At 68.6% G+C, this 19,107-nt stretch carries 17 protein-coding genes; 8 read left to right on the forward strand and 9 right to left on the reverse strand.

All coding sequences use genetic code 11. From position 1 onward, the window contains the following. Positions 1 to 2: 2 nt before the first annotated feature. The 3 genes from ACXAD2_RS22200 to ACXAD2_RS22210 are packed head-to-tail and all read left to right on the forward strand — an operon-like array spanning position 3 to position 2,555. Positions 3 to 431, forward strand: a complete 429-nt coding sequence (locus tag ACXAD2_RS22200) for a universal stress protein (protein WP_475175109.1) — start codon at positions 3 to 5, stop codon at positions 429 to 431. Positions 432 to 444: 13 nt separating this feature from the next. After that, positions 445 to 1,767, forward strand: a complete 1,323-nt coding sequence (locus tag ACXAD2_RS22205) for an aspartate aminotransferase family protein (RefSeq protein ID WP_475175112.1) — start codon at positions 445 to 447, stop codon at positions 1,765 to 1,767. Then, complete coding sequence (locus ACXAD2_RS22210) at positions 1,764 to 2,555, forward strand: beta-keto acid cleavage family enzyme (RefSeq protein WP_475175114.1); 792 nt, start codon at positions 1,764 to 1,766, stop codon at positions 2,553 to 2,555. Before ACXAD2_RS22205 ends, ACXAD2_RS22210 begins: the two co-directional genes overlap by 4 nt. 33 nt (positions 2,556 to 2,588) lie before the next feature. Here the strand turns inward: ACXAD2_RS22210 and ACXAD2_RS22215 are convergent, their stop codons facing one another. Continuing rightward, positions 2,589 to 3,830, reverse strand: coding sequence for a multidrug effflux MFS transporter (locus tag ACXAD2_RS22215; RefSeq protein ID WP_475175116.1), 1,242 nt, complete (start codon positions 3,828 to 3,830; stop codon positions 2,589 to 2,591). A 137-nt stretch (positions 3,831 to 3,967) separates the two neighbouring features. On the opposite strand from ACXAD2_RS22215, the gene ACXAD2_RS22220 reads away from it, so the two are divergent. The 4 genes from ACXAD2_RS22220 to ACXAD2_RS22235 all read left to right on the forward strand — a co-directional run bounded on the left by ACXAD2_RS22220 (position 3,968) and on the right by ACXAD2_RS22235 (position 7,584). Further along, on the forward strand, positions 3,968 to 4,546 hold the full coding sequence (locus ACXAD2_RS22220; RefSeq protein ID WP_475175119.1) for a TetR/AcrR family transcriptional regulator: 579 nt from the start codon (positions 3,968 to 3,970) through the stop codon (positions 4,544 to 4,546). 178 nt (positions 4,547 to 4,724) lie between these two features. Next, positions 4,725 to 5,303, forward strand: a complete 579-nt coding sequence (locus ACXAD2_RS22225) for a TRAP transporter small permease (protein ID WP_475175122.1) — start codon at positions 4,725 to 4,727, stop codon at positions 5,301 to 5,303. Then, a complete protein-coding gene (locus ACXAD2_RS22230) occupies positions 5,300 to 6,589 on the forward strand; it encodes a TRAP transporter large permease (RefSeq protein WP_475175125.1) in 1,290 nt (429 codons plus the stop codon). The genes ACXAD2_RS22225 and ACXAD2_RS22230 overlap by 4 nt, the downstream gene beginning before the upstream one ends. Positions 6,590 to 6,600: 11 nt before the next feature. After that, positions 6,601 to 7,584 (forward strand): TRAP transporter substrate-binding protein, encoded by a 984-nt coding sequence (locus ACXAD2_RS22235; RefSeq protein WP_475175128.1) that lies wholly within the window; start codon positions 6,601 to 6,603, stop codon positions 7,582 to 7,584. A gap of 46 nt (positions 7,585 to 7,630) precedes the next feature. On the opposite strand, the gene ACXAD2_RS22240 is transcribed toward ACXAD2_RS22235, so the two are convergent. Genes ACXAD2_RS22240 through ACXAD2_RS22255 form a run of 4 tightly spaced genes read right to left on the reverse strand, consistent with a single transcriptional unit; the run spans position 7,631 to position 11,100 of the window. Next, on the reverse strand, positions 7,631 to 8,173 hold the full coding sequence (locus ACXAD2_RS22240) for a cytochrome b (protein WP_475175130.1): 543 nt from the start codon (positions 8,171 to 8,173) through the stop codon (positions 7,631 to 7,633). A 22-nt stretch (positions 8,174 to 8,195) separates the two neighbouring features. Beyond that, entirely contained in the window at positions 8,196 to 8,981 is a 786-nt protein-coding gene (locus tag ACXAD2_RS22245) for an ABC transporter ATP-binding protein (RefSeq protein ID WP_475175133.1), read from the reverse strand. Continuing rightward, complete coding sequence (locus tag ACXAD2_RS22250) at positions 8,978 to 10,021, reverse strand: FecCD family ABC transporter permease (RefSeq protein WP_475175135.1); 1,044 nt, start codon at positions 10,019 to 10,021, stop codon at positions 8,978 to 8,980. The genes ACXAD2_RS22245 and ACXAD2_RS22250 overlap by 4 nt, the downstream gene beginning before the upstream one ends. Beyond that, entirely contained in the window at positions 10,018 to 11,100 is a 1,083-nt protein-coding gene (locus ACXAD2_RS22255) for an ABC transporter substrate-binding protein (protein ID WP_475175138.1), read from the reverse strand. Before ACXAD2_RS22255 ends, ACXAD2_RS22250 begins: the two co-directional genes overlap by 4 nt. Positions 11,101 to 11,251: 151 nt before the next feature. Here ACXAD2_RS22255 and ACXAD2_RS22260 point away from each other — a divergent pair, with 151 nt between their 5' ends. Further along, positions 11,252 to 12,130 carry an alpha/beta hydrolase gene (locus ACXAD2_RS22260; protein WP_475175141.1) on the forward strand — a complete coding sequence of 293 codons (879 nt, stop codon included), beginning with the start codon at positions 11,252 to 11,254 and terminating at the stop codon, positions 12,128 to 12,130. A 2-nt stretch (positions 12,131 to 12,132) separates the two neighbouring features. On the opposite strand, the gene ACXAD2_RS22265 is transcribed toward ACXAD2_RS22260, so the two are convergent. The 4 genes from ACXAD2_RS22265 to ACXAD2_RS22280 form a co-directional block, all read right to left on the reverse strand. Further along, the gene (locus ACXAD2_RS22265) at positions 12,133 to 16,014 is read right to left on the reverse strand and encodes an amino acid adenylation domain-containing protein (protein ID WP_475175144.1); all 3,882 of its coding nucleotides are present in this window, start codon (positions 16,012 to 16,014) and stop codon (positions 12,133 to 12,135) included. Position 16,015: 1 nt separating this feature from the next. Then, positions 16,016 to 16,252, reverse strand: coding sequence for a phosphopantetheine-binding protein (locus ACXAD2_RS22270; protein WP_066108181.1), 237 nt, complete (start codon positions 16,250 to 16,252; stop codon positions 16,016 to 16,018). Continuing rightward, on the reverse strand, positions 16,249 to 17,877 hold the full coding sequence (locus tag ACXAD2_RS22275; RefSeq protein WP_475175146.1) for a (2,3-dihydroxybenzoyl)adenylate synthase: 1,629 nt from the start codon (positions 17,875 to 17,877) through the stop codon (positions 16,249 to 16,251). Before ACXAD2_RS22275 ends, ACXAD2_RS22270 begins: the two co-directional genes overlap by 4 nt. 166 nt (positions 17,878 to 18,043) lie before the next feature. Then, a complete protein-coding gene (locus ACXAD2_RS22280; protein ID WP_475175149.1) occupies positions 18,044 to 18,958 on the reverse strand; it encodes a LysR family transcriptional regulator in 915 nt (304 codons plus the stop codon). Between the last annotated feature and the right edge of the window lie 149 nt (positions 18,959 to 19,107).

Below are 19,107 nucleotides of genomic sequence, written 5' to 3' on the forward strand. Positions count from 1 at the left end.
CCATGTATAAGACGATCCTTCTGCCCGTCGATCTCTCGGCCCCCACCAGTTGGACCAAGGCGCTGCCCACCGCGTTGCAGCTCGGCGGCGAGGGCGTGGTGCTGCATGTGGTGACCGTGCTGCCCGATTTCGGCATGTCGGTGGTTAGCGGCTTCTTCAAGGAGGGCTTCGAGAAAGGGGCCCTGCAAGAGGTCGGCGAAAAGCTGAAGACTTGGGTGAATGAGAACGTCCCCGACAGCGTCATCGTGCATCCGCATGTGCTGCACGGGCGCATCTACGACGAGATCCTGCGCGCCGCCGACAAGCTCTCGGTCGATGCCATCGTGCTGGCCTCGCACACCCCCGAACTTGCGGACTACCTGCTGGGGCCGAACGCCGCCCGGGTGGTCCGCCATGCCAAACAATCTGTCTTCGTCGTGCGCGGCGAATAACCGGAGAACTTCAATGGGACATGTCTTCGGACGCTCGAACGCGCAGCTGCCTTTGGCGGTGCGCGGCGAGGGATGCTATATCCACGACGCGGAGGGCCGCGCCTATCTCGACGGCTCGGGCGGCGCGGCGGTGTCCTGCCTCGGGCATTCCGACCCGGACGTGAGAGCCGCGATCCATGCGCAGCTCGACCAGCTGGCCTTTGCCCACACCGGCTTTTTCACCTCCGAGCCCGCCGAAGGGCTGGCCGATCTGCTGATCCAGAACGCGCCGCAGGGGATCGACAAGGTCTACCTGCTGTCGGGCGGCTCGGAAGCGGTCGAGGCGGCGATCAAGCTCGCGCGGCAGTATTTCCTCGAGACCGGCCAGCCGCAGCGGCACCGGGTGATCGCCCGCCGCCAGAGCTATCACGGCAACACGCTCGGGGCGCTGGCCGCCGGGGGCAACGCATGGCGCCGCGAGAAATACGCGCCGCTGCTGGTCGAAACCTCGCATATCGCGCCCTGCTATGAGTACCGCCTGCGCGAAGACGGCGAGAGCGCCGAGGCCTACGGGCTGCGCGCCGCCGACGAGCTGGAGGCGGAGATCCAGCGCCTCGGGGCGGAGTTGGTCATGGCCTTCATCGCCGAGCCGGTGGTGGGTGCCACGGCGGGCGCGGTTCCGGCGGTCGAGGGGTATTTCAAGCGCATCCGCGAGATCTGCGACCGCCACGGCGTGCTGCTGATCCTCGACGAGGTGATGTGCGGCATGGGCCGCACCGGCACGCTGTTTGCCTGCGAGCACGATGGCGTCTCGCCCGACATCGTGACCATCGCCAAGGGCCTTGGTGCGGGCTACATGCCGATCGGGGCAATGCTCTGCACCTCGGCCATCTATAATGCCATCGCCGAAGGCTCCGGCGCGTTCCAGCACGGCCACACCTACCACGGCCACCCGCTTGCCGCCGCTGCCGGGCGCGCGGTGCTCACCGCCATTCTGGAGCGTGATCTGCTGACGCAAGTGCGCAGCCGGGGCGCCTCTCTACAGGCGGCGCTGACCGAGGCACTCGGCCAGCATCCGCATGTGGGCGACATCCGTGGGCGCGGCCTCTTCCGCGGCGTCGAACTGGTCGAGGACCGTGCCAGCAAGACCCCCTTCGATCCGTCGTTAAAGATCAACGGCAAGGTTAAGAAATTCGCCATGGAAGAGGGGCTGATCTGCTATCCGGCGGGCGGCACGCTCGACGGCAAGCATGGCGATCACGTGCTGCTGGCACCGCCCTTCATCATCTCCGAAGAGCAGATCGGCGAGTTGGTGGGCAAGCTCTCGCGCGCCATCGACCGGGCCATCGCCGCATGAGCCGATTGGCACATCTGCCGCGCATCATGCTGGCCCCCAACGGCGCGCGCCGCACGCGCGCGGGCCACCCTGCCCTGCCCGAGACGATCCCGCAGATCGTCGGGGCGGCGCGGAGCGCTTTCGCCGCCGGTGCAGAGGCGCTGCACGCCCATGTGCGCGACGCCGAGGCCAAGCACTTACTCGACGCCGGGCTCTACCGCGAACTGCTGGCAGAGATGGCGCGCGCGGTCCCCGAGATGCCAGTTCAGATCACCACCGAGGCGGTCGGGCTCTACGCCCCCGAGGCGCAGCGCGCTATGGTGCGCGCGCTGAGGCCCGAGGGTGTCTCGGTCGCCCTGCGCGAGATGTGGCCCGACCCCGGCCCCGACGCCGAGGCGCAGCGCTTCTATGCAGAGACCGACGCCGAGGGCATCGCCCTTCAGCACATCCTTTATGCCCCCGAACAGGTGACGCGGTTGGCGCATCTGGCAACCGAGGGGCTGATCCCGTCGCCCCGGCAGGTGCTCTTCGTCCTTGGCCGCTACGCGCCGCCGACACTGGCCCAGCCCGAAGACCTCGATGGTTTCCTGCGCGCGGCGGAGGCGCTGCCACAGGGCGTGCAATGGGCCGTCTGCGCCTTCGGGCGCACCGAAGAGGCCTGCCTGCTGCGCGCGGCCGAACTGGGCGGCGGCATGCGGATCGGCTTTGAGAACAACATCGAGCGCCCCGATGGCAGCCCGGCCAAGGACAACGCGGGACAGGTCGCCGCGCTTGTCTCGGCGCTGGCCGCGCGGGCAGAAAAGGTCTGAGCCGGGACCGGCCCAGACCAAACGCGTAAGCGCTCAGGCCTCGGCCAACTCCGCCTCGGCACCCTGCCCCCGGCGCCCGACCGTCCACAGCAGCCACGCCAGCGACGCGGGCACCAGCAGCCCCAGCGCCATCGGCAGGGGCGTCCCGCTGCCCCCGAGCGCCACGCAGGACGACACCGAGAAGGCCAGCCCGAACTGGATCGCCCCAAGCAGCGCCGAGCCGATGCCCGCGCCCTCGCGCGCCGCGCCCATGGTGATCGCCATGGCGTTGGCGCTCAGCAGGCCGACCATGCCGATCGCCAGCCACAGCGGTGCCACGAAGACCCACAGCGCCTCGGTGCCCGACAGCACGACCAGCGCCAGCCCCGCCAGCGCGTAGACCGGCAGTCCCGCCGCCATGATGCGGGCCGGGTCGAACCGGTCGAGCAGCTTGTTGTTGAGCTGACCCGACAGGAACAGCGCCGCCGCAATCGCCGCAAAGAGCAGGCCGTAGGACAGCGAGCTGAGCCCGAAGACGCCCTGAAACACGCCCGACGAGCCGGTGATGAAGGCGAACATGCCGCCTTGGATCAGCGCCGCGACCACAGCCGGGACGACAAACTCGCGCCGCGACAGCAGGTGGCCCGCGGTGCGCGCGGCGCTGCGGAACGGCGCAGAGACCCGGCGCTCGCGCGGCAGCGTTTCGGGGATCACCAGCACCGAGAGTGCAAGGGCCAGCAGACCCACCAGCACCATCGCCACGAAGATCGAACGCCAGCCAAAGCCTTCGAGCAGCAGGCTGCCCAGCGTCGGCGACACGATCGGCCCGAGGGTCATCAGCATCACCAGAACGGTCATCGCCTTGGCCGCCTGCCGCCCCTCGTAAAGATCGTTGACCACCGCGCGGCCCACCACCATGCCCGCGCAGGCCCCCACCGCCTGCAGCAACCGCAGCGCGTTGAAGAGCGCGATGTCCTCGACCATGAGCAGCGCCACCGAACAGCCCGAGAAGAGCGCGACGCCCGCCAGCAGCGGACCCTTGCGCCCATAGGCATCAAGCAGTGGCCCCATCACCAGCTGACCAAGGCAGAGCCCGAGAAAGAACAGCGACAGCGACAGTTCGATGGTGGAATGGCTGGTGCCGAAGGCTTCGGCGATATCGCCCATGGCGGCAAGATACATGTCGGTCGCAAGCGGCGGAAAGATCGACAGCAGCGCCAGCGTCGCGGTGATCGCGGTGCGGCGGCCTTGGCTGAGCGAAATGGGTGGAGAGCTTGCGGGCTGCGGTTGCTGCATGGCGAATTTTCCGATCTGTTATGAACGCCCGCTCCGGCGCGGGCTGAATAATGGACTTGAGTCTAGAAAGCACTTAGTAGACTGAAGTCCATAAATCAATGCAGTCGTTCTGTGCGGCTGCAGACAGGAGTATGTGCATGTCGGATGAGGCAAGGCAGGGCGGCAGACCGCGCGACGAGGAAGCGGGCCGCGCGTTGAAGGCGGCGGCGCTGCGCCTCGTGCGGGAACGCGGCTATGCGAAGATGTCGATCGCCGCTATTGCCCAAGCCGCCGGGGTGGCGCGACAGACGCTTTACAATCGCTGGAACACCAAGGCCGATCTGGTGCTCGACGCGGTGTTCGAAGAAGCCGGGCGCAATGTCGCTTTCCCGGCTTCGGACGAGTCCAGCAGCTCTGCCGCGCAGCTCGAAGCCTTCCTCGCGCAGGTCTTCGCGCATCTCACCGAGGATGGCGACACGCTCTGCGCCCTGATCGCCGCCGCTCAGGAAGACGACGGGTTCCGCACGGCGCTGCACACGCGGTTTGTGGCACCCCGCGAAGCGATCGTCACCGACCTGCTGCGCCGGGCGCAAGCGCGCGGCGAGCTTGCCGCAGGGCGCGATCCGCTGATCCTGTCGCAGATGATCCACGGCGCTTTCTGGTACCGGCTGCTCAATGGTGCGCCGGTGGATGCGGATCTGGCCCGGGCGCTTGCCGCCGAAGTGTTTGCGCCCTAAGGCCGTGGAAATTGGCCTGCGGCGCGCGGGGATTTGTCACCGGTTCACCACAACTTGACCGGGATTGCCGCAATCAGGCTGCCGCAAAGGCGAAACTTGATTGAAACGCTCATCTATGCGCGCGATACGCCGCGATACGCCCGCGCGTTTCTTTTGATGATTGCCGACCCGAGCCCTGATGCCCCTCGCCCAAACCCTTTCTTCCAGCCGCGCCGACCGCCCGCCGCGTCTTGCCACGATGAACGCGCGTCTGGCCCAGATCGAAGCGGGGCTCGCGGGGCTCATGCTCGCGGCGGTGCTGATGATCAGCTGTGCTGGCGCTGTGGCGCGCAGCCTTGGCACGCCGCTGATCTGGGCCGATGAGGCGGCGGTGGCTGCGATGGTCTGGTCGGGCTTTCTCGGCGCTGCGGCGCTGTTTGGCCGCCGCGGACATATGGCGCTGACCTTCCTGCCCGAGCGCCTTGGCCGCTGCGGCACCGCAGCCCTGCGGGTGCTGGTGGATGCGCTGCTGCTGGCAGGCTTTGCCGGGCTCGGGCTTGTGGTCTGGCGCTGGTTCGACCTGCCGGGGCTGCGCGCCGCCGGTTCGGCGCAGGCGCTGGCGGATGCGAGCTTCAACTTTCTTTACCTCGAACCGACGCAGACGCTGGGCATCCGCAAGATCTGGATCTGGCTGGTGCTGCCGCTCTTCACCCTCGGCGGCACGCTGCACGCCGCGCTGCTGCTGGCCATGGACCTGCGCGGAGAGACCCCGCAATGATCCCCGTCTTTGCCTTTGCCGGGATGCTGACCCTTGCCGTGCCGATCGCGGCGGCGCTGGCGCTGAGCGCGGTGCTGCTGATCATCCTGCGCGGCGACATGATCCTTTTTGCCAGCCTGCCGCAGCAATTCGTCGCCGGGATCGAAAGCTATGGCCTGCTGGCGCTGCCGCTCTTCATTCTGCTGGGCGAGGCGATGAACGCGGGCGGCTCGGGACGGCGACTGATCGCGCTGGCGGGGCTGCTGGTCGGGCCGGTGCGCGGCGGTCTGGCCTATGTGAGCCTTATCGCCAACGTCATGCTTGCCGCGATCCTTGGCTCGACCGTCGCCCAGCTGACGGTGATGAGCCGTATGGCGGTGCCGCAGATGGTCCGCGCGGGCTATCCGCGCGCCGATGCCGTGGCGCTGACCGCCGCGGGTGCGATGCTGGCCCCGGTGATACCGCCGTCGATGCTGTTCATCCTCTACGGGGTGATCGCGCAGGTGCCCATTGGCGATCTCTTTGTCGCCGGGCTGGTCCCCGGCGCGCTGATGGGGCTGGCGTTCTTCGGCGTGATCTACTGGCGGGCGCGGCGTGTGCCATGGCCGGGAGGAGCGACTGACGGTGCCGCCTCTGGCGAGGTCGAAGCTGCGTATTTGGGGAACAATGAAAGGGCGCGGGTGCTGCGCGAGGCGCTGCCGGCGCTGCTGATCCCGCTCTTTGTCGTGGTCTCGATCCTCTGCGGGATTGCCACACCGACCGAAGCTGGCGGGCTGGCGGCGCTGCTGGCATTGGGGCTGGGGCTTTTTGTCTACCGCGAGATCACCCTTTCGGATCTGCCGGGGCTGTTCACACGCGCGGCGCTTGGGGCGGCGGTGGTGCTGTTTCTGGTGGCCTGCGCGCAGCTTCTGGCGTGGGTGCTGGCCTATGCGGGCATCCCGGCGCAACTGGGCAGCTGGCTTTCCGCCAGCACCGAGAGCCCGCTTGTGTTCCTACTGCTGCTGAACCTGCTGCTGCTCGGTGTGGGCATGGTGATGGACCCGATCCCGGCGCTGCTGCTGACGGTGCCGGTGCTGCTGCCGCTGGGCACCGGGCAATACGGGCTCGATCCGGTGCATCTGGGGCTGGTGATCTGCATGAACCTGTCGCTTGGCCTGCTGACGCCGCCCGTCGGCGCCGGGCTCTTCGCGGCGGCGAGCCTTTCGGGCGAGCCCGCCGGACGCATCGCCGCGCGGCTGATGCCCTTTCTCGCAGCCGCTTTCGCGGTGTTGATCGCCGTGTCGATATGGCCGCTGCTGACCATCTAGGAGGACCCCCCATGGACCGTCGTACGTTCGTGAAAACCGTCATCGCGGGCAGCGCGCTGAGCGCCGCCCCTGCCCTGCCAGCGCTGGCCGGTCCCGGCACGCTGCGCATCGGGCTGATCACCCCGCCGAGCCACCAGTGGAGCAAGAGCGCCGAGGCGCTGGCCGCGCGGCTGGCAGAGGCCAGCGGCGGGCGGATTGCGCTGTCGGTACATGCGGCGGGTCAGCTCGGCAGCGAGGCGCAGATGCTGCAGCAATTGCAGGCAGGCGCGCTTGATATGGCCTTCCTGACGCTGGGCGAGCTGTCGAACCGCAACGCGCAGTTCGGCGCGCTCACCGCGCCCTATCTGGTGCGCGACATGGGTCAGGCGCGGCGCTTGCTGGCTGGCGCCACGGCGCAGGAACTGCTGGCCAAGGCCGGGCGGCTGGGGCTGGTCGGGCTGGGCTTTGGCATGGCGGGGATGCGGCAGGTGCTGCTGCGCAACCCGGCTCCGACCGGGGCGGCGCTGCAGGGACGCAAGATCCGCACCGTGCCTCTGGCGCAGGAACTGGACTTCTGGCGCCGCGTCGGGGCCGCGCCGACGCCGCTGCCGCTGCCCGCGCTTTACGATGCGCTGGCCAACGGCCAGATCGACGGCATGCAGATCGACTTCGAAGGCACTTGGAACAGCCGCTATTTCGAACATGCCTCCGAGATGCTGGCCTCGGATCACATGATCTTCCCGATGATCGCCGTGGGGTCTGGGCGGCGATGGGCGACGCTGTCAGATAAGGAGCGCGCGCTGATCGACGGCGCGGTGGCACAGACGCTGGAAGAGCTGCGCGCGACCTACGAGGAAATCGACGCGATCTACCGCGCGAAGATCGAGGAGGCAGGTTTCCCGGTTCGATCGGTGGACCGCAGCTATTTCGGCGGTGCCGTCGACGCATGGTACAGCGAATGGCGGGTCAAGACGCCGGTGCTGGAACGGCTTGAAGCCGAGGCGGCCGAGCTTTGAGGTGCCGCGCGGGGCATCGCCATGTGGCGGCGCCCCGCGCCAGGTCTCAGCCGCGGCCCGCCATGCGGCGCAGCGTGCCATCACGCCACAGCCCTTCGTGCAGCGCGACCATGGCGATGTGACCGGCGATCACCACGCCCATGATCCAGCCAAGCTCGCCGTGCAGCAGGTTGCCCGGCGCCGTGGCCCAAGCCAGTTCCGCCTCGCGCGGGGCGAAAATCTGCGTCCCAAAAGGGGCAAAGCCGCGGGTGCCGCCCCATGCCCGCAGCAGCGCCAGCGTCGGGATCGCCAGCATCAGCAGGTAGAGCACCCCATGCCCGGCCGCTGCCGCCTTGCCCAGCGGCCCCTCGCCATGCGACGGGCGGCGCTTGCGGCTCAGGATCGCCCAGACCACCCGCAGCACCACCAGCAGGAAGATCACGAAGCCCACGCTCTGGTGCGTGCCGACGAAAAATCCGGTGAACCCGTTGCGTCCAAAGAGCAGCTTCAATCCCATGCCGAGGAACTGCCAGAGGATCAGCGCCGCCAGCGCCCAGTGCAGCAGCCGCGAGATGGCGCCATAGCGCGTTTCACTGTCGAGCAATTGCATGTGTCTAATATCTCCGAGAAATTTAGGGGCCCGAGAGCCCGTCTACCATCACCATGACGCGCCCTTCCGAGCAGCGTTCGACCCGTGCGTCGATGCCGTAGACCCGCGACAGGCTGTCCGGCGTCAGCACCTCCGAAGGCGCGCCCGCCGCGTGCAGCGCGCCGCCCTCCAGCAGCACCACCCGGTCGGCCCATTGCGCCGCCAGCGCCAGATCGTGCAGCACCGCGATCACGATGCGCCCCTCGCGCGCCAGCTTGCGCGCCTCCGACAGCAGGTGGAATTGCCGCGCCAGATCGAGCGCCGAGGTCGGCTCATCGAGCAGCAGAAGCTGCGGATCGCGGATCATCGCCTGCGCCAGACCCACGGCCTGCCGCTGCCCGCCCGAGAGCGCCGCCATCGGGCGCATCGCCAGATCGGCCAGCCCGAAACGCTTTAGCACCTCCAGCGCGTGGCGCGCCGCCGCCGGGCCGCGCAACGTGCGCCCGGTCAGCCCGCCGCCGGCGTTCATCGCAACCATCAGGCTGTCGAGCACCGAAAGCGCCGAGCGGCTTTCCAACGTCTGCGGCATGAAGCCGACGCGCTTGGCCTGTTCGGCGCGGGAAAGACCGTGCAGCGCTTGCCCTTCCAGCGTGATCTCGCCGCTCGAAGGCAGCAGCCCGGCGATGGCCCGCAGCAGCGTGGACTTGCCGGCAGCGTTGGGCCCGGCGATCACCGCGAACTCGCTTCTGGCGAAGGGCGGCAGCGTCAGCCCGTCGATCACCTTGCGCGCGCCGCGCGCCACCGAAAGGCCCTTGATCTCGAGGCTCATCGCATGTCCTTCCGCAGTACGAGGGCGAAGAACACCGGCAGGCCGACCAGCGAGGTCACGATGCCCACCGGCAGCAGGATGCCCGGCACCAGCAGTTTCGAGGCGACCGAGGCCAGCGACATCAGCAGCGCCCCGGTGAAGAGGCTCGCAGGCAGCAGGAAGCGATGATCCTCGCCCACCGCCATGCGCGCGATATGCGGCCCGGCAAGGCCGACGAAGCCGATCACCCCGACCATCGAGACCGAAGCGGCGGCCAGCAGGCTCACCCGCACCAGCGTCCAGCGCCGCAGGTGCGCCACGTCGAGGCCAAAGCCCTGCGCCTGATCATTGCCAAGCCGCAGCGCCGTCAGCCGCCAAGAGGCGGCCAGCGAGAACGGCAGGCAGGCGCCCAGCACCAGCGCCAGCACCGCGATGCCCTCCCATCGCGCGTTGACGAGGCTGCCCATGGTCCAGAACACCAGTTGCTGCAGCGCATCGGGGGAGGCGACGAATTGTACCAGCGCCAGCAGCGCTGCGGCGGTGAAATTGACCGCGATGCCGAGCAGGATCACCACCTCGGAGCCGCCGCCGCGCAGGGCCGAGGCCAGTTGCAGCAGCCCCAGCGCCAGCAGCGCAAAGAGGAAGGCGTTGCCCGAGACGGCCCAGAGCGCCGGAATGCCGGGGATCGCGAGGCCGAGCACGATGGCGACCCCTGCGCCAAGCGCCGCAGACGCCGAAATGCCCAGCGTGAAGGGCTCGGCCAGCGGGTTGTCGAGCACGGTCTGCATCTCCGCCCCCGAGAGCGACAGCGCCGCGCCCACCAGCAGCGCCATGACCGCCACCGGCAGGCGCACCTGCCAGACGATCACCTCCGCCGCCTTGGGCACCTCGCCCAGTCCGGTCAGCGCGCGCAGCACCTGATCGAGCGGCAGGCCAGAGGGGCCCGACACCAGATCGAGCAGCACCGAGGCCAGCGCCCCCAGACCCAGCAGCACGACCAACAGAACCCGCCGCTGGCTGCGCCGGGACTGTTCGGCCAGAATGGTCTCGATCGCGGTCATTCGCTTTCGATCCAATAGCTTCCGGTCATATCGACGGGCGAGAACCGCGCTTCGAATTCGGCCATGGTGGCCTTGGGGTCGAGATCGGCGAAAAGCTCTGGGTGGAAGCGTTTGGCCAGCGCCTCGATGAGCGCGATATGGGCGGGGAAGTCGTTGAACAGATGCCAGATGCCGATGGCGTGCCCTTCGGAGACCGCGCGCAGATCGGCAAAGCCGGGCGCTGCGAGCAGCTGCGCAAAGCTTGCCTGCGCGGTGCCTTCGTCGATGCCAGCGCCCAGCACCAGCCCGCCGCGCGCCTGCATATGGGCGCCGCCGGTGGCGAGATAGACATCCGGGTCAGCCGCCAGCAAATTCTCGAGCCCGACGTTGCCCATCACCCCCGGCACGCTGTCGCGGCCGATGTTGTAGCCGCCCGCCGCCTCGACGAACTCGTCGAACACGCCCGGCCCAACGGTGGCGCAGCAATTGGTCGGCGCGGCGTGCACATGGATGAAGACGCGCGGCGGCTCGGGCTGGGCGGCCTTCAGCTTTGCGCGGATCGCGGACAGATGCTCCTCGTAGAAGGCGGCGAACTCCTCGGCCCGCGCCTCGGCCCCGGTCAGCGTGCCGATCAGCCGCAGGCTGGGCAGCGTATTCTCGAGCGGCGCGGTGAAGAAATCGACAAAGGCCACGGGGATGCCCGCCGCCTGAAGCTGGCGCAGCGGCATTTCCATCTGCGGCGCGTCCGCATCCATCACGCTCAGCAGCACCAGATCGGGCATCAGCGCGATGGTGCTCTCGACCGAGAGCAGCCGGTTGCCCGCCCCCACCGGCGCCACATCCTTCAGCGCCGGAAACTTGGCGAGATAGGCGTCATAGGTGGCCGGGTCGAGCCCCTTGTCCTGCCGCCAGCCGGCGACCAGCGACACCGGATCATCATGCAGCATCCCCAACACCGCAAGATGCCGCCCCTCGCCCAGCACAATGCGTTTCGCGGGCGCGTCCAGAACCACTTCGCGCCCAGCGATATCCGTCACCCGGATCTCGGCCTGCACCGGCAGCGCCAAAAGCGTCAGCAGCGGCACGAGAGCCAGAAACAATGCCGGGAGCCATCCGGCCCGGATATTGCGCGGATGCCTGAGACGAGGCGTCATAGGGGTCCTTTCTTTGGCGCGATCGGCCATTGCAGCCGGCGCCAAGGGAATTTACTCGAGTGCTATTGTCAACTAATAAGCCCGCGAGCGGAATGCCATGCGAAACCCTGCCTCAGAGCCCAATTTGCCGCCGCATCGCGGGCGGGCGGCCACGCTGGACATCCTCGCAACGCCACTGTCCTCACATGTGCTGAGCAGCCGGGTGCTGCCGCGCGAGACCTGCGGCCCCGAGGCAAAAGAGGCTCCGGCGACGCGCGTTTTTCTCGCGCTGCCCAAGGCCCCGGCGCCCGAGGGCGGCTGGCCGATCCTCTATATGCTTGATGGCAATGCCGCCTTCGATTTCCTGACGCCCGCGCTGCTCGAAGCGGTTCCGGGGCTGATCGTCGTCGGCATCGGCTATGACACCGACAAGCAATTCGCCCGCGCCCATCGCATCTTTGACTATTCGCCGCCCGAGACGCCGGGCGCCGCGCCGCGGCCCGACCCGCATCACCCCGAGCGCATGGCGGGCGGCGGCGAGCGGTTTCTTGACCGGCTGACCGGCGGCATCCGCACAGAGATCGAGCAGGGCCTGCCCGTGGACGCCGCGCGCCGCACGCTCTGGGGGCACAGTTTCGGCGGGCTCTTCACGCTCTATACCGCGCTGAGCCTGCCCGGCGCCTTTGCCCGCTACGTCGCGATCAGCCCCTCGGTCTGGTGGGACGAGGCTTTGGTGACCCGGCTGATCGACACGCGGAAGATCACCGATGGCCCCGCGCGGGCGCTGCATTTCGGCGTCGGCGACCGCGAGAAACGCACCGGCAGCGCTGGTGCGCAGCCCGACGGGCCGCCGCCGCCGACCCTGCGGATGATCGAGCGGCTGCGCGGCACCCCCGCCGGGCTGGAGATCAGCGCGCAGGTCTTTCCCGGCGCTGTGCATATCGCCTCGCTGCCCGCCTCGCTGCCGGGCACGCTGGCGCTGGCCGCCCGCGCCTGACCTCAGGCGCGGCGCGCGCCCGGGACACATGCGGCCACCTCGGCCTCGGCCATACGGGCCGAAAACTCCGGCCCCAGCCGCTCTGCCGCAGCCTGCGAGACCATCTCGGGGTGCAGCAGCGGCAGGTCGAGCGCATCGACCGCCGCGACATGCGGCTGCCACAGACCCGCGTGCAGATCGCGCCCGGCATGATCACGCGCGGCGCGCACATGCAGCACGCGCCCGCAATAGTGGCGCTGGTCGTGACCCCGGATCAGCCGGTTGGTGCCGGTGACCAGTTGCACCACCGCGTCGAGCACGCCATCGGGCAGGCTGCCGAGCGGCGTGCCGCCCTGCTTCAGAAAGCCCACCACCGCCGCGCGGCTGTCGAGCTCTGGGTGGCTGTCGGGGTCATGCCCTGCGATGGCCAAGAGCGCACGCAGCGCCTCGGCGTCGGTGAGTTCGGGCTCTGCCTGCCAACATTCCGCCGGATAGGCGTCGAGCATCGCCACCAGTCCCACCGCGCGTCCGCGCGCCGAAAGCTCCACCGCCACTTCCTGCGCGAGGATGCCGCCCACCGACCAACCGGCAAGGTGGATCATCCCCTGAGGGGCCTGCGCCGAGATACGTTCGGCATAATCGGCGGCAAGACTGCGCAGGCTGCCCGGTAGGGCCTCACCGGTCAGCAGCGGCGATTGCAGCGCGTAGACCGGGCGGGGCTCGGTCAGCGCCCGTGCCAGCCGCCGGTAGCCCCAGCCAAGCCCCCCCGCCGGATGCAGGATGAAGAGCGGCGCGCCCTCGCCGCCCGCCAACGGCAACAGCGGCGCCAGACCAGCGCGGGCGGTGTCGGCCATCTCTAGCGCGCGGGCAAGCTGCGCCAGCCCCGGCGTCTCGAAGATCTGCCCCAGCCCCGGATCCTGCCCGAAGGTGGCCTCAATGCGGAAACTCAGCGTCAGCGCGGTCAGGCTGTCGCCGCCCAGATCGAAGAAATCCGCCTCGCGGCTCGGCGTGTCGGGCAGATGCAGCACCTCGCGGTAGAGCGCGGCGAGGCGCTCTTCGACCGGACCGACCGGCGGCGCGCCTTGCGGCATCTCCAGCAGCGGCGCGGGCAGCGCCTTGCGGTCGAGCTTGCCCGAGGTGGTCATCGGCCAGCTTTCCAGCGTGACAACCGCAGTAGGCACCATATGCGCGGGCAGCGCGGTGGCCAGCTCGGCCAGCAGCGGCGCGCTATCGAAACCGGGCGCGGCGAGCACATAGGCCACCAGCCGCGGCTCGGCACCGCCATCGCTGCGGGCCAGCACCACGGCGTCGCGCACGAGGCCGGTTTGCTTGATCGCCGCCTCGATCTCTCCCGGCTCGATGCGCATGCCGCGGATTTTCACCTGATGATCGGCGCGCCCGGCATAGACCACCGCGCCATCGGGGCGCAGGTAGGCCACATCGCCGGTGGCATAGAGCCGCTCGCCGGGCCGAAAGGGATCGGGGATGAACCGCTCTTCGGTCAGGTCGGGCCGCCCCAGATAGCCGCGCGCCAGTTGCACGCCGCCAAGGTAGAGCTGCCCATGCACGCCCGGCGGCACCGGGCGCATGCGCCTGTCCAGCACCTGAACGCGGGTGTTCCAGACCGGGAAGCCAATCGGCAGCGGCGCGCTGCGATCCTCCGGCGCGGCGTCCCAATAGGTGACATCCACCGCCGCCTCGGTCGGGCCATAGAGGTTGTGAAGCTGGGCGCTGATCCGTGCGTGGAAGCGCTCGCGATGCTCGGCGGTCAGCGCCTCGCCCGAGCAGAACACGCGGGTCAGCGCCAGACCTTCGGAGGCCGGGGCTTCGAGGAAGGCTGAGAGCATCGAGGGCACGAAATGCATCGTGGTGATCGCCTCGCGGCGCACCAGCCGGGCGATGGCCGACGGGTCGCGATGCGCGCCGGGCGCGGCAAAGACCTGCGTGGCGCCGCAGAGGAAGGGCAGAAACAGCTCCCAGACCGACACATCAAAGGTGGTGGGGGTCTTCTGCAAAATGCGATCGCCGGGCCCAAAGCCATAGTGATCGCGCATCCACAGCAGCCGGTTCACGATGGCGCGGTGCTCGATCATCACCCCCTTGGGCTCGCCGGTGGAGCCAGAGGTGAAGAGGATATAGGCCAGATCATCCGGGGTGATGCCGGGCTCGGGCGCTGCGCCGGTCGCGGGCCAGTCTTCGGGCGCGAAAGGCGCCATGCCGCCCGCGTCGAGATCGCGCTCCGCCAGCAGCGCCACCGCGCCCGTGCGTTCGATCAGCACGGCAAGGCGCGGCGGCGGGTTCTCGGGGTCGAGCGGCACATAGGCGGCCCCGGCGCGCAGGATCGCCACCAGCGCCACCGCCAGATGCTCCGAGCGCGGCAGCGCCACGGCGACCACCTTGCCCGGGCCTGCGCCCCGCGCGCGCAGCGCGGCGGCCAGCGCGGCGGACCGGCGATCCAGCTCGGCATAGCTGAGCGTCCGATCCTCGAAGACCACGGCGGGTGCATCCGGCGTCGCCGCCATCTGCGCGGTGATCAGCTCGGTCAGCGTGGTCTGCGGCAGCGGATGGTCCGTGGCGTTGACCTCATGCACCGCCCAGTGCTGCTCGGACGCGGTCAGCGTCGGCACTTCGGCGAGCGTTTCCGCCTCAAGCGCGGCGGTGAGGAACGCCGCCAGCCGGTGCAGATGCGCGCGGGCGTCTTCGGCGGTATAGAGCGCCGGATTGCTGTCGATCTCCAGCGACAGCGAGGTGGTCGCGTCGCCGCGGAAGGTGGCGGTGATGTCATCCACCGCTCCCGCGCCGAGGATGTGCAGATGCGCCTCGAGCCCGGCAAAGCGCGGCGGCATGTCAAAAGGCTGCACGTTGATCATTGGCCCGTAGAGCCGCGCGTCGATGGCGGTGCGGCGCAGGTCGCGGCGCAGCTGCTCCGAGCGGTAACGACCGTGCTTGCGCAGCGCGGCAAGACGCTGTGCCTCGGTCTTCAGAAGCCCCTCAAGCGGCGCATCCTCGTCCGGCGCGCAGCGGTAGGGCAGCACGTTCATCCACATGCAGGGCACGCGGGCGGCCTTGGAGCCCATGCGGGCCATGAACGGCAGGCCATAGACCCGCTCGCCGCTGCCCGAAACGCGCGAGAAATAGGCCGCGCTCAGCACGGTCAGCGCGTCGGGCCAGCCAACGCCAGCGGATTTGGCGCGCGCCTTCAGCGCGGAGCAGACCTCTAGCGGCAGATCGAGCCGCGCCCGGTCGAAACGGGTGGAGGTCACGGCGCGGCCCTCGGCGGGCCCGGCGACGGTTTCCAGCCCGCGCATCTCGCCGCGCCAGAAGGCCCCATCCTCGGCGCGCCGGTCCGAGTTGCGATAGGCGTCCGCATCCTCCAGAACCGGCTCCAGCCCCGGGAAGGCGGAGGGCGCGGGTTTGCCCAGCGTCGCGGCGGAATAGATCTCGCCCACCCGGTTGGTCAGCAGCACGATGCCAAAACCGTCGGTGGCCAGATGGTGAATGCGCTCGTACCAGAAGGCCCGGTCCGGCCGAAGGAGGTAGAGCGCGAAATGCCCGGCCTGCTCGGCGGCGAGATCAATCGCGCGGCCACTGTCGGCCTGCATCCGCGCCAGCGCCTCGGCCTCGGGATCGTCCTGCGCCGACAGATCGACCACTTCGAGCCGCGGCCCCTGCTCGGCCAGCCATTGCCGGGGCGCGCCCTCCACCATGCCGAAGCGCAGACGCAGCGCCGGTGTCTGCGCGACAGCGGCATCGAAAGCGCGGGTAAATCGGGCGACATCGAGCGGGCCGCAAAGTTCGATATACTGCCCGCAGTTGAAGATCGGGTTCGCGCGGTCGAGCGCCTGCGCGTACCAAAGCCCCTCCTGCGCCTCGGTCAGCGGGAAGGCCTGCGCCGCGGCCCCCATGTCAGGCCCCCGCGCGCTGCGCGGCGACCACGCCCCACCATGCGCCGAAGGTCTGATGCTCCCAAATCTCCGAAAGATCGCCCTCTTCGCCCTCGTCCTGCCATGTCATCACCAGCGACATCAGGCGCATGGAATCGAGCCCCAGATCGAAGAGGTTGGCCTCGTCGGTGATCTCTTCGGGGGCAATCTCCAGCGCTTCGGCGATATCGGCGCGCATCTTATCCTTGCTGAGGCTCATGCGGCGTCTCCTTTGTTCAGGTAGTTGTCTTTCAGCGCCGCGCGCAGCGCCTTGCGGCTGACCTTGCCCACGGCGGTGGTCTGGAACTCGGGCACAAAGACGATCTGGTCGGGCACCTTGAACTCGGCGATGCCGCGGCCGCGGACAAAGGCCTTGAGGTCTTTGGACTGCACGTCCCCCGCTTCCGCGCGCACCACGAAAGCGCAGGTCTTCTCGCCAAGGAACTTGTCGGGCAGCGCCACGACGGCGGCATCGAAAACCCCTTCATGCGCGATCAGGTGATCCTCGACCTCTTCGGCAGAGATCTTCTCGCCTGCGCGGTTGATGTGGTCGCCAGCGCGGCCCCGCACCTCTAGGTAGCCGCCGGGCAGGCGCCGCACCACGTCGCCGGTGCGATAAAAGCCGTCGGGGGTGAAACTGCGGGCGTTGGCCGAAGGCTCTTCGTGGTAGCCGCGGATCGTGTAGGGCCCGCGGGTGTAAAGGTTGCCGGGCTCGCCCTCGGGCACCGGTTTGCCCTCGTCGTCGAGCACCAGCACCTCGTCGTCGGGGCTGATCGGGCGGCCCTGGGTGTTGATGATGATCTCTTCGGGATCGTCGAGACGGGTGTAATTCACCAGCCCCTCGGCCATGCCAAAGACCTGCTGCAGCGTGCAGCCCAGCACCGGGCGCACTTTTGCCGCTGCCTCGGGGATGAATTTCGCACCGCCGACGCCAAGCACCTCAAGGCTCGACAAATCGTGTTTGCTGCGCGGCGCGGCCTGCATCCACAGCAGCGCCAGCGGCGGCACAAGGCCGGTGATCGTCACGCCATGTTCGGCGATCAGCCGGAAGGCGACGTCGGGCTGCGGGTTCGGGCTCATGACCACGGTGCCGCCCACATGCAGCACGCCAAGATAGCCGGGCGAACTCATCGGGAAGTTATGCGCCGCGGGCAGCGCGCAGAGATAGACGCTGCGTTCGCTCAGCCCGCAGATCTCGGCCGAGGCGCGGACGCTATAGAGATAATCGTCATGGGTGCGCGGGATCAGCTTCGGCAGGCCAGTGGAGCCGCCGGAGATCTGCAGAAAGGCCACCGCCTGCGGATCGCGCGGCACCGGGGCGCTCAGCCCCTTCCCGCCCAGCGCGTCAAACGCGGTGAATTCCCCGGGATCGCCTGCAACGATCACATGCTCGACGCCGTCGACCTCCGCCAGCACACGGCGGGCGAGCGGCAGGTAGTCGAACCCGTCGTGCCGGTCGGCGACCACATAGGCGCGCGCGCCGGATTTGGCGGCGAGATGCAGCACCTCGGTCTCGCGGTGCGCGGGCAGCGCGTAGACCGGGATCAGCCCCGCATAGAAGAGGCCAAAGGCTGCGACGAGGAACTCGGCCCGGTTCGGCATCTGCAGCAGCACCCGCTCGCCCGGCTTCAGCGCCAGTTCGGCAAAGCCCTCGGCTGCGATCCGGGCGCGGCGCGCCAGTTCGGCATAGCTCCAACGGGCCTCACCGGCGATCACGGCCATGCGCTCGGGATACGCCTGCGCCAGCCGGTCGAGCATCTGGCCGAAGGTTTCGCCCTGCCAATGACCCTTTTCGACGTAGGTTTGCGCCAGTTTCTCGGGCCAAATTTGCTCGGGGGTCGTCATGCTCGATGCTCCGGCTTTGCAATGCAGGGTGGCGACGCGCGCCGTTCCTTCGCGCTATCAATCACTACAAATTTAGTCAACTTACAATACCGTGTATTTTGATCAGGTATTGATCCGCGAGAAACCGCCTGACAAATCTAGGAAATTTTTAAGGTGCCGCAGGCCGTCAGCTGTCGAGCCGCGCAATTCGCTCGCGGGCTGCCTCGGCCATGAAGTCGACGAAGAGGCGGATCTTGGGGTCCTGCAGCTTTCTGTGCAGGAAGAGGCAGCCGAAAGTCGACGGCAGCGGCGGCGTTGTGGGCAGCACTTCGACCAGCGCGCCGCTGTCCAGGTGGCGCGCCACCTCCAGCCGTGGTCGATTGGCGATCCCATGCCCCTCCAGCGCCCAGGCGGTCAGCACATCGCCGTCGTCGGCATCGAACCGACCAGCGACCTCAAGACGGCGCAGCCCGGTCTCGGTCTTCAGTTGCCAGAAGTATTCGGGCGAGCGCGGGTAGCGCAGCAGCAGGCAGTTGTGCCGCCCGCCCAGAAGGTCCTCGGGCGTTTCGGGCATGCCGCGCTTTTCGAGATAGGAGGGCGCTGCGCAAAGCACGCGCGGGCAATCGTAGATCTGTCGCAGCTTGAAGTTGGAATCTTTCGCCACCCCCAGGAAAAACGCCACATCCAGCCGCTCTGCCATCAGGTCGACCTGCCGGTCCGACAGGCGCATCTGCACCTGAACCTCGGGGTATTTCTCGGTGAAGGCGGGCACCAGCGGCGCGATGATCCGGCGTCCGATGCCAAGCGGCGCGGTCACGCGCAGCGCCCCGCGCGGCGTTTCCGAGAAATTGGCCACCACCGCTTCGGCCTCATCGACCGAGGCCAGCACCGTCTTGGCCTGATCGTAGAACACCCGCCCCACCTCTGTCGGGCTGATGGAGCGTGTGGTGCGGTTGAACAGGCGCACGCCAAGGCGGCTCTCAAGTTCCTTGATCCGCTTGCTGGCCACCGCAGGCGTCAGACGCAGGTCGCGCCCGCCCGAGGTGATGCTGCCCAGTTCCACCACCCGGACAAAGACCCGCAGGCTTTCGATATATTGCATGGCTGACCTCCGTGACCCCGGCATACTACGGCCGGCGACAGATTATTATCAACAATCCGTATAAAGTCCTTGGCGAAACCACGCGTATTCAGAGAGAGTGCGCGCTGCTAGCGTCCCCCTCCGTAAACCCAGCCACATGCTCAGCCACG

The organism is Salipiger sp. ABN3_019 (assembly GCF_056158605.1).

Coding starts and splice junctions, on each gene's coding strand:
- ACXAD2_RS22220 (WP_475175119.1), top strand. CDS start 3,968: ATGTCGGATGAGGCAAGGCAGGGCGGCAGACCGCGCGACGAGGAAGCG.
- ACXAD2_RS22210 (WP_475175114.1), top strand. CDS start 1,764: ATGAGCCGATTGGCACATCTGCCGCGCATCATGCTGGCCCCCAACGGC.
- ACXAD2_RS22225 (WP_475175122.1), top strand. CDS start 4,725: ATGCCCCTCGCCCAAACCCTTTCTTCCAGCCGCGCCGACCGCCCGCCG.
- ACXAD2_RS22245 (WP_475175133.1), bottom strand. CDS start 8,981: ATGAGCCTCGAGATCAAGGGCCTTTCGGTGGCGCGCGGCGCGCGCAAG.
- ACXAD2_RS22280 (WP_475175149.1), bottom strand. CDS start 18,958: ATGCAATATATCGAAAGCCTGCGGGTCTTTGTCCGGGTGGTGGAACTG.
- ACXAD2_RS22200 (WP_475175109.1), top strand. CDS start 3: ATGTATAAGACGATCCTTCTGCCCGTCGATCTCTCGGCCCCCACCAGT.
- ACXAD2_RS22275 (WP_475175146.1), bottom strand. CDS start 17,877: ATGACGACCCCCGAGCAAATTTGGCCCGAGAAACTGGCGCAAACCTAC.
- ACXAD2_RS22205 (WP_475175112.1), top strand. CDS start 445: ATGGGACATGTCTTCGGACGCTCGAACGCGCAGCTGCCTTTGGCGGTG.
- ACXAD2_RS22230 (WP_475175125.1), top strand. CDS start 5,300: ATGATCCCCGTCTTTGCCTTTGCCGGGATGCTGACCCTTGCCGTGCCG.
- ACXAD2_RS22215 (WP_475175116.1), bottom strand. CDS start 3,830: ATGCAGCAACCGCAGCCCGCAAGCTCTCCACCCATTTCGCTCAGCCAA.
- ACXAD2_RS22270 (WP_066108181.1), bottom strand. CDS start 16,252: ATGAGCCTCAGCAAGGATAAGATGCGCGCCGATATCGCCGAAGCGCTG.
- ACXAD2_RS22240 (WP_475175130.1), bottom strand. CDS start 8,173: ATGCAATTGCTCGACAGTGAAACGCGCTATGGCGCCATCTCGCGGCTG.
- ACXAD2_RS22260 (WP_475175141.1), top strand. CDS start 11,252: ATGCGAAACCCTGCCTCAGAGCCCAATTTGCCGCCGCATCGCGGGCGG.
- ACXAD2_RS22235 (WP_475175128.1), top strand. CDS start 6,601: ATGGACCGTCGTACGTTCGTGAAAACCGTCATCGCGGGCAGCGCGCTG.
- ACXAD2_RS22250 (WP_475175135.1), bottom strand. CDS start 10,021: ATGACCGCGATCGAGACCATTCTGGCCGAACAGTCCCGGCGCAGCCAG.
- ACXAD2_RS22265 (WP_475175144.1), bottom strand. CDS start 16,014: ATGGGGGCCGCGGCGCAGGCCTTCCCGCTGACCGAGGCGCAGGAGGGG.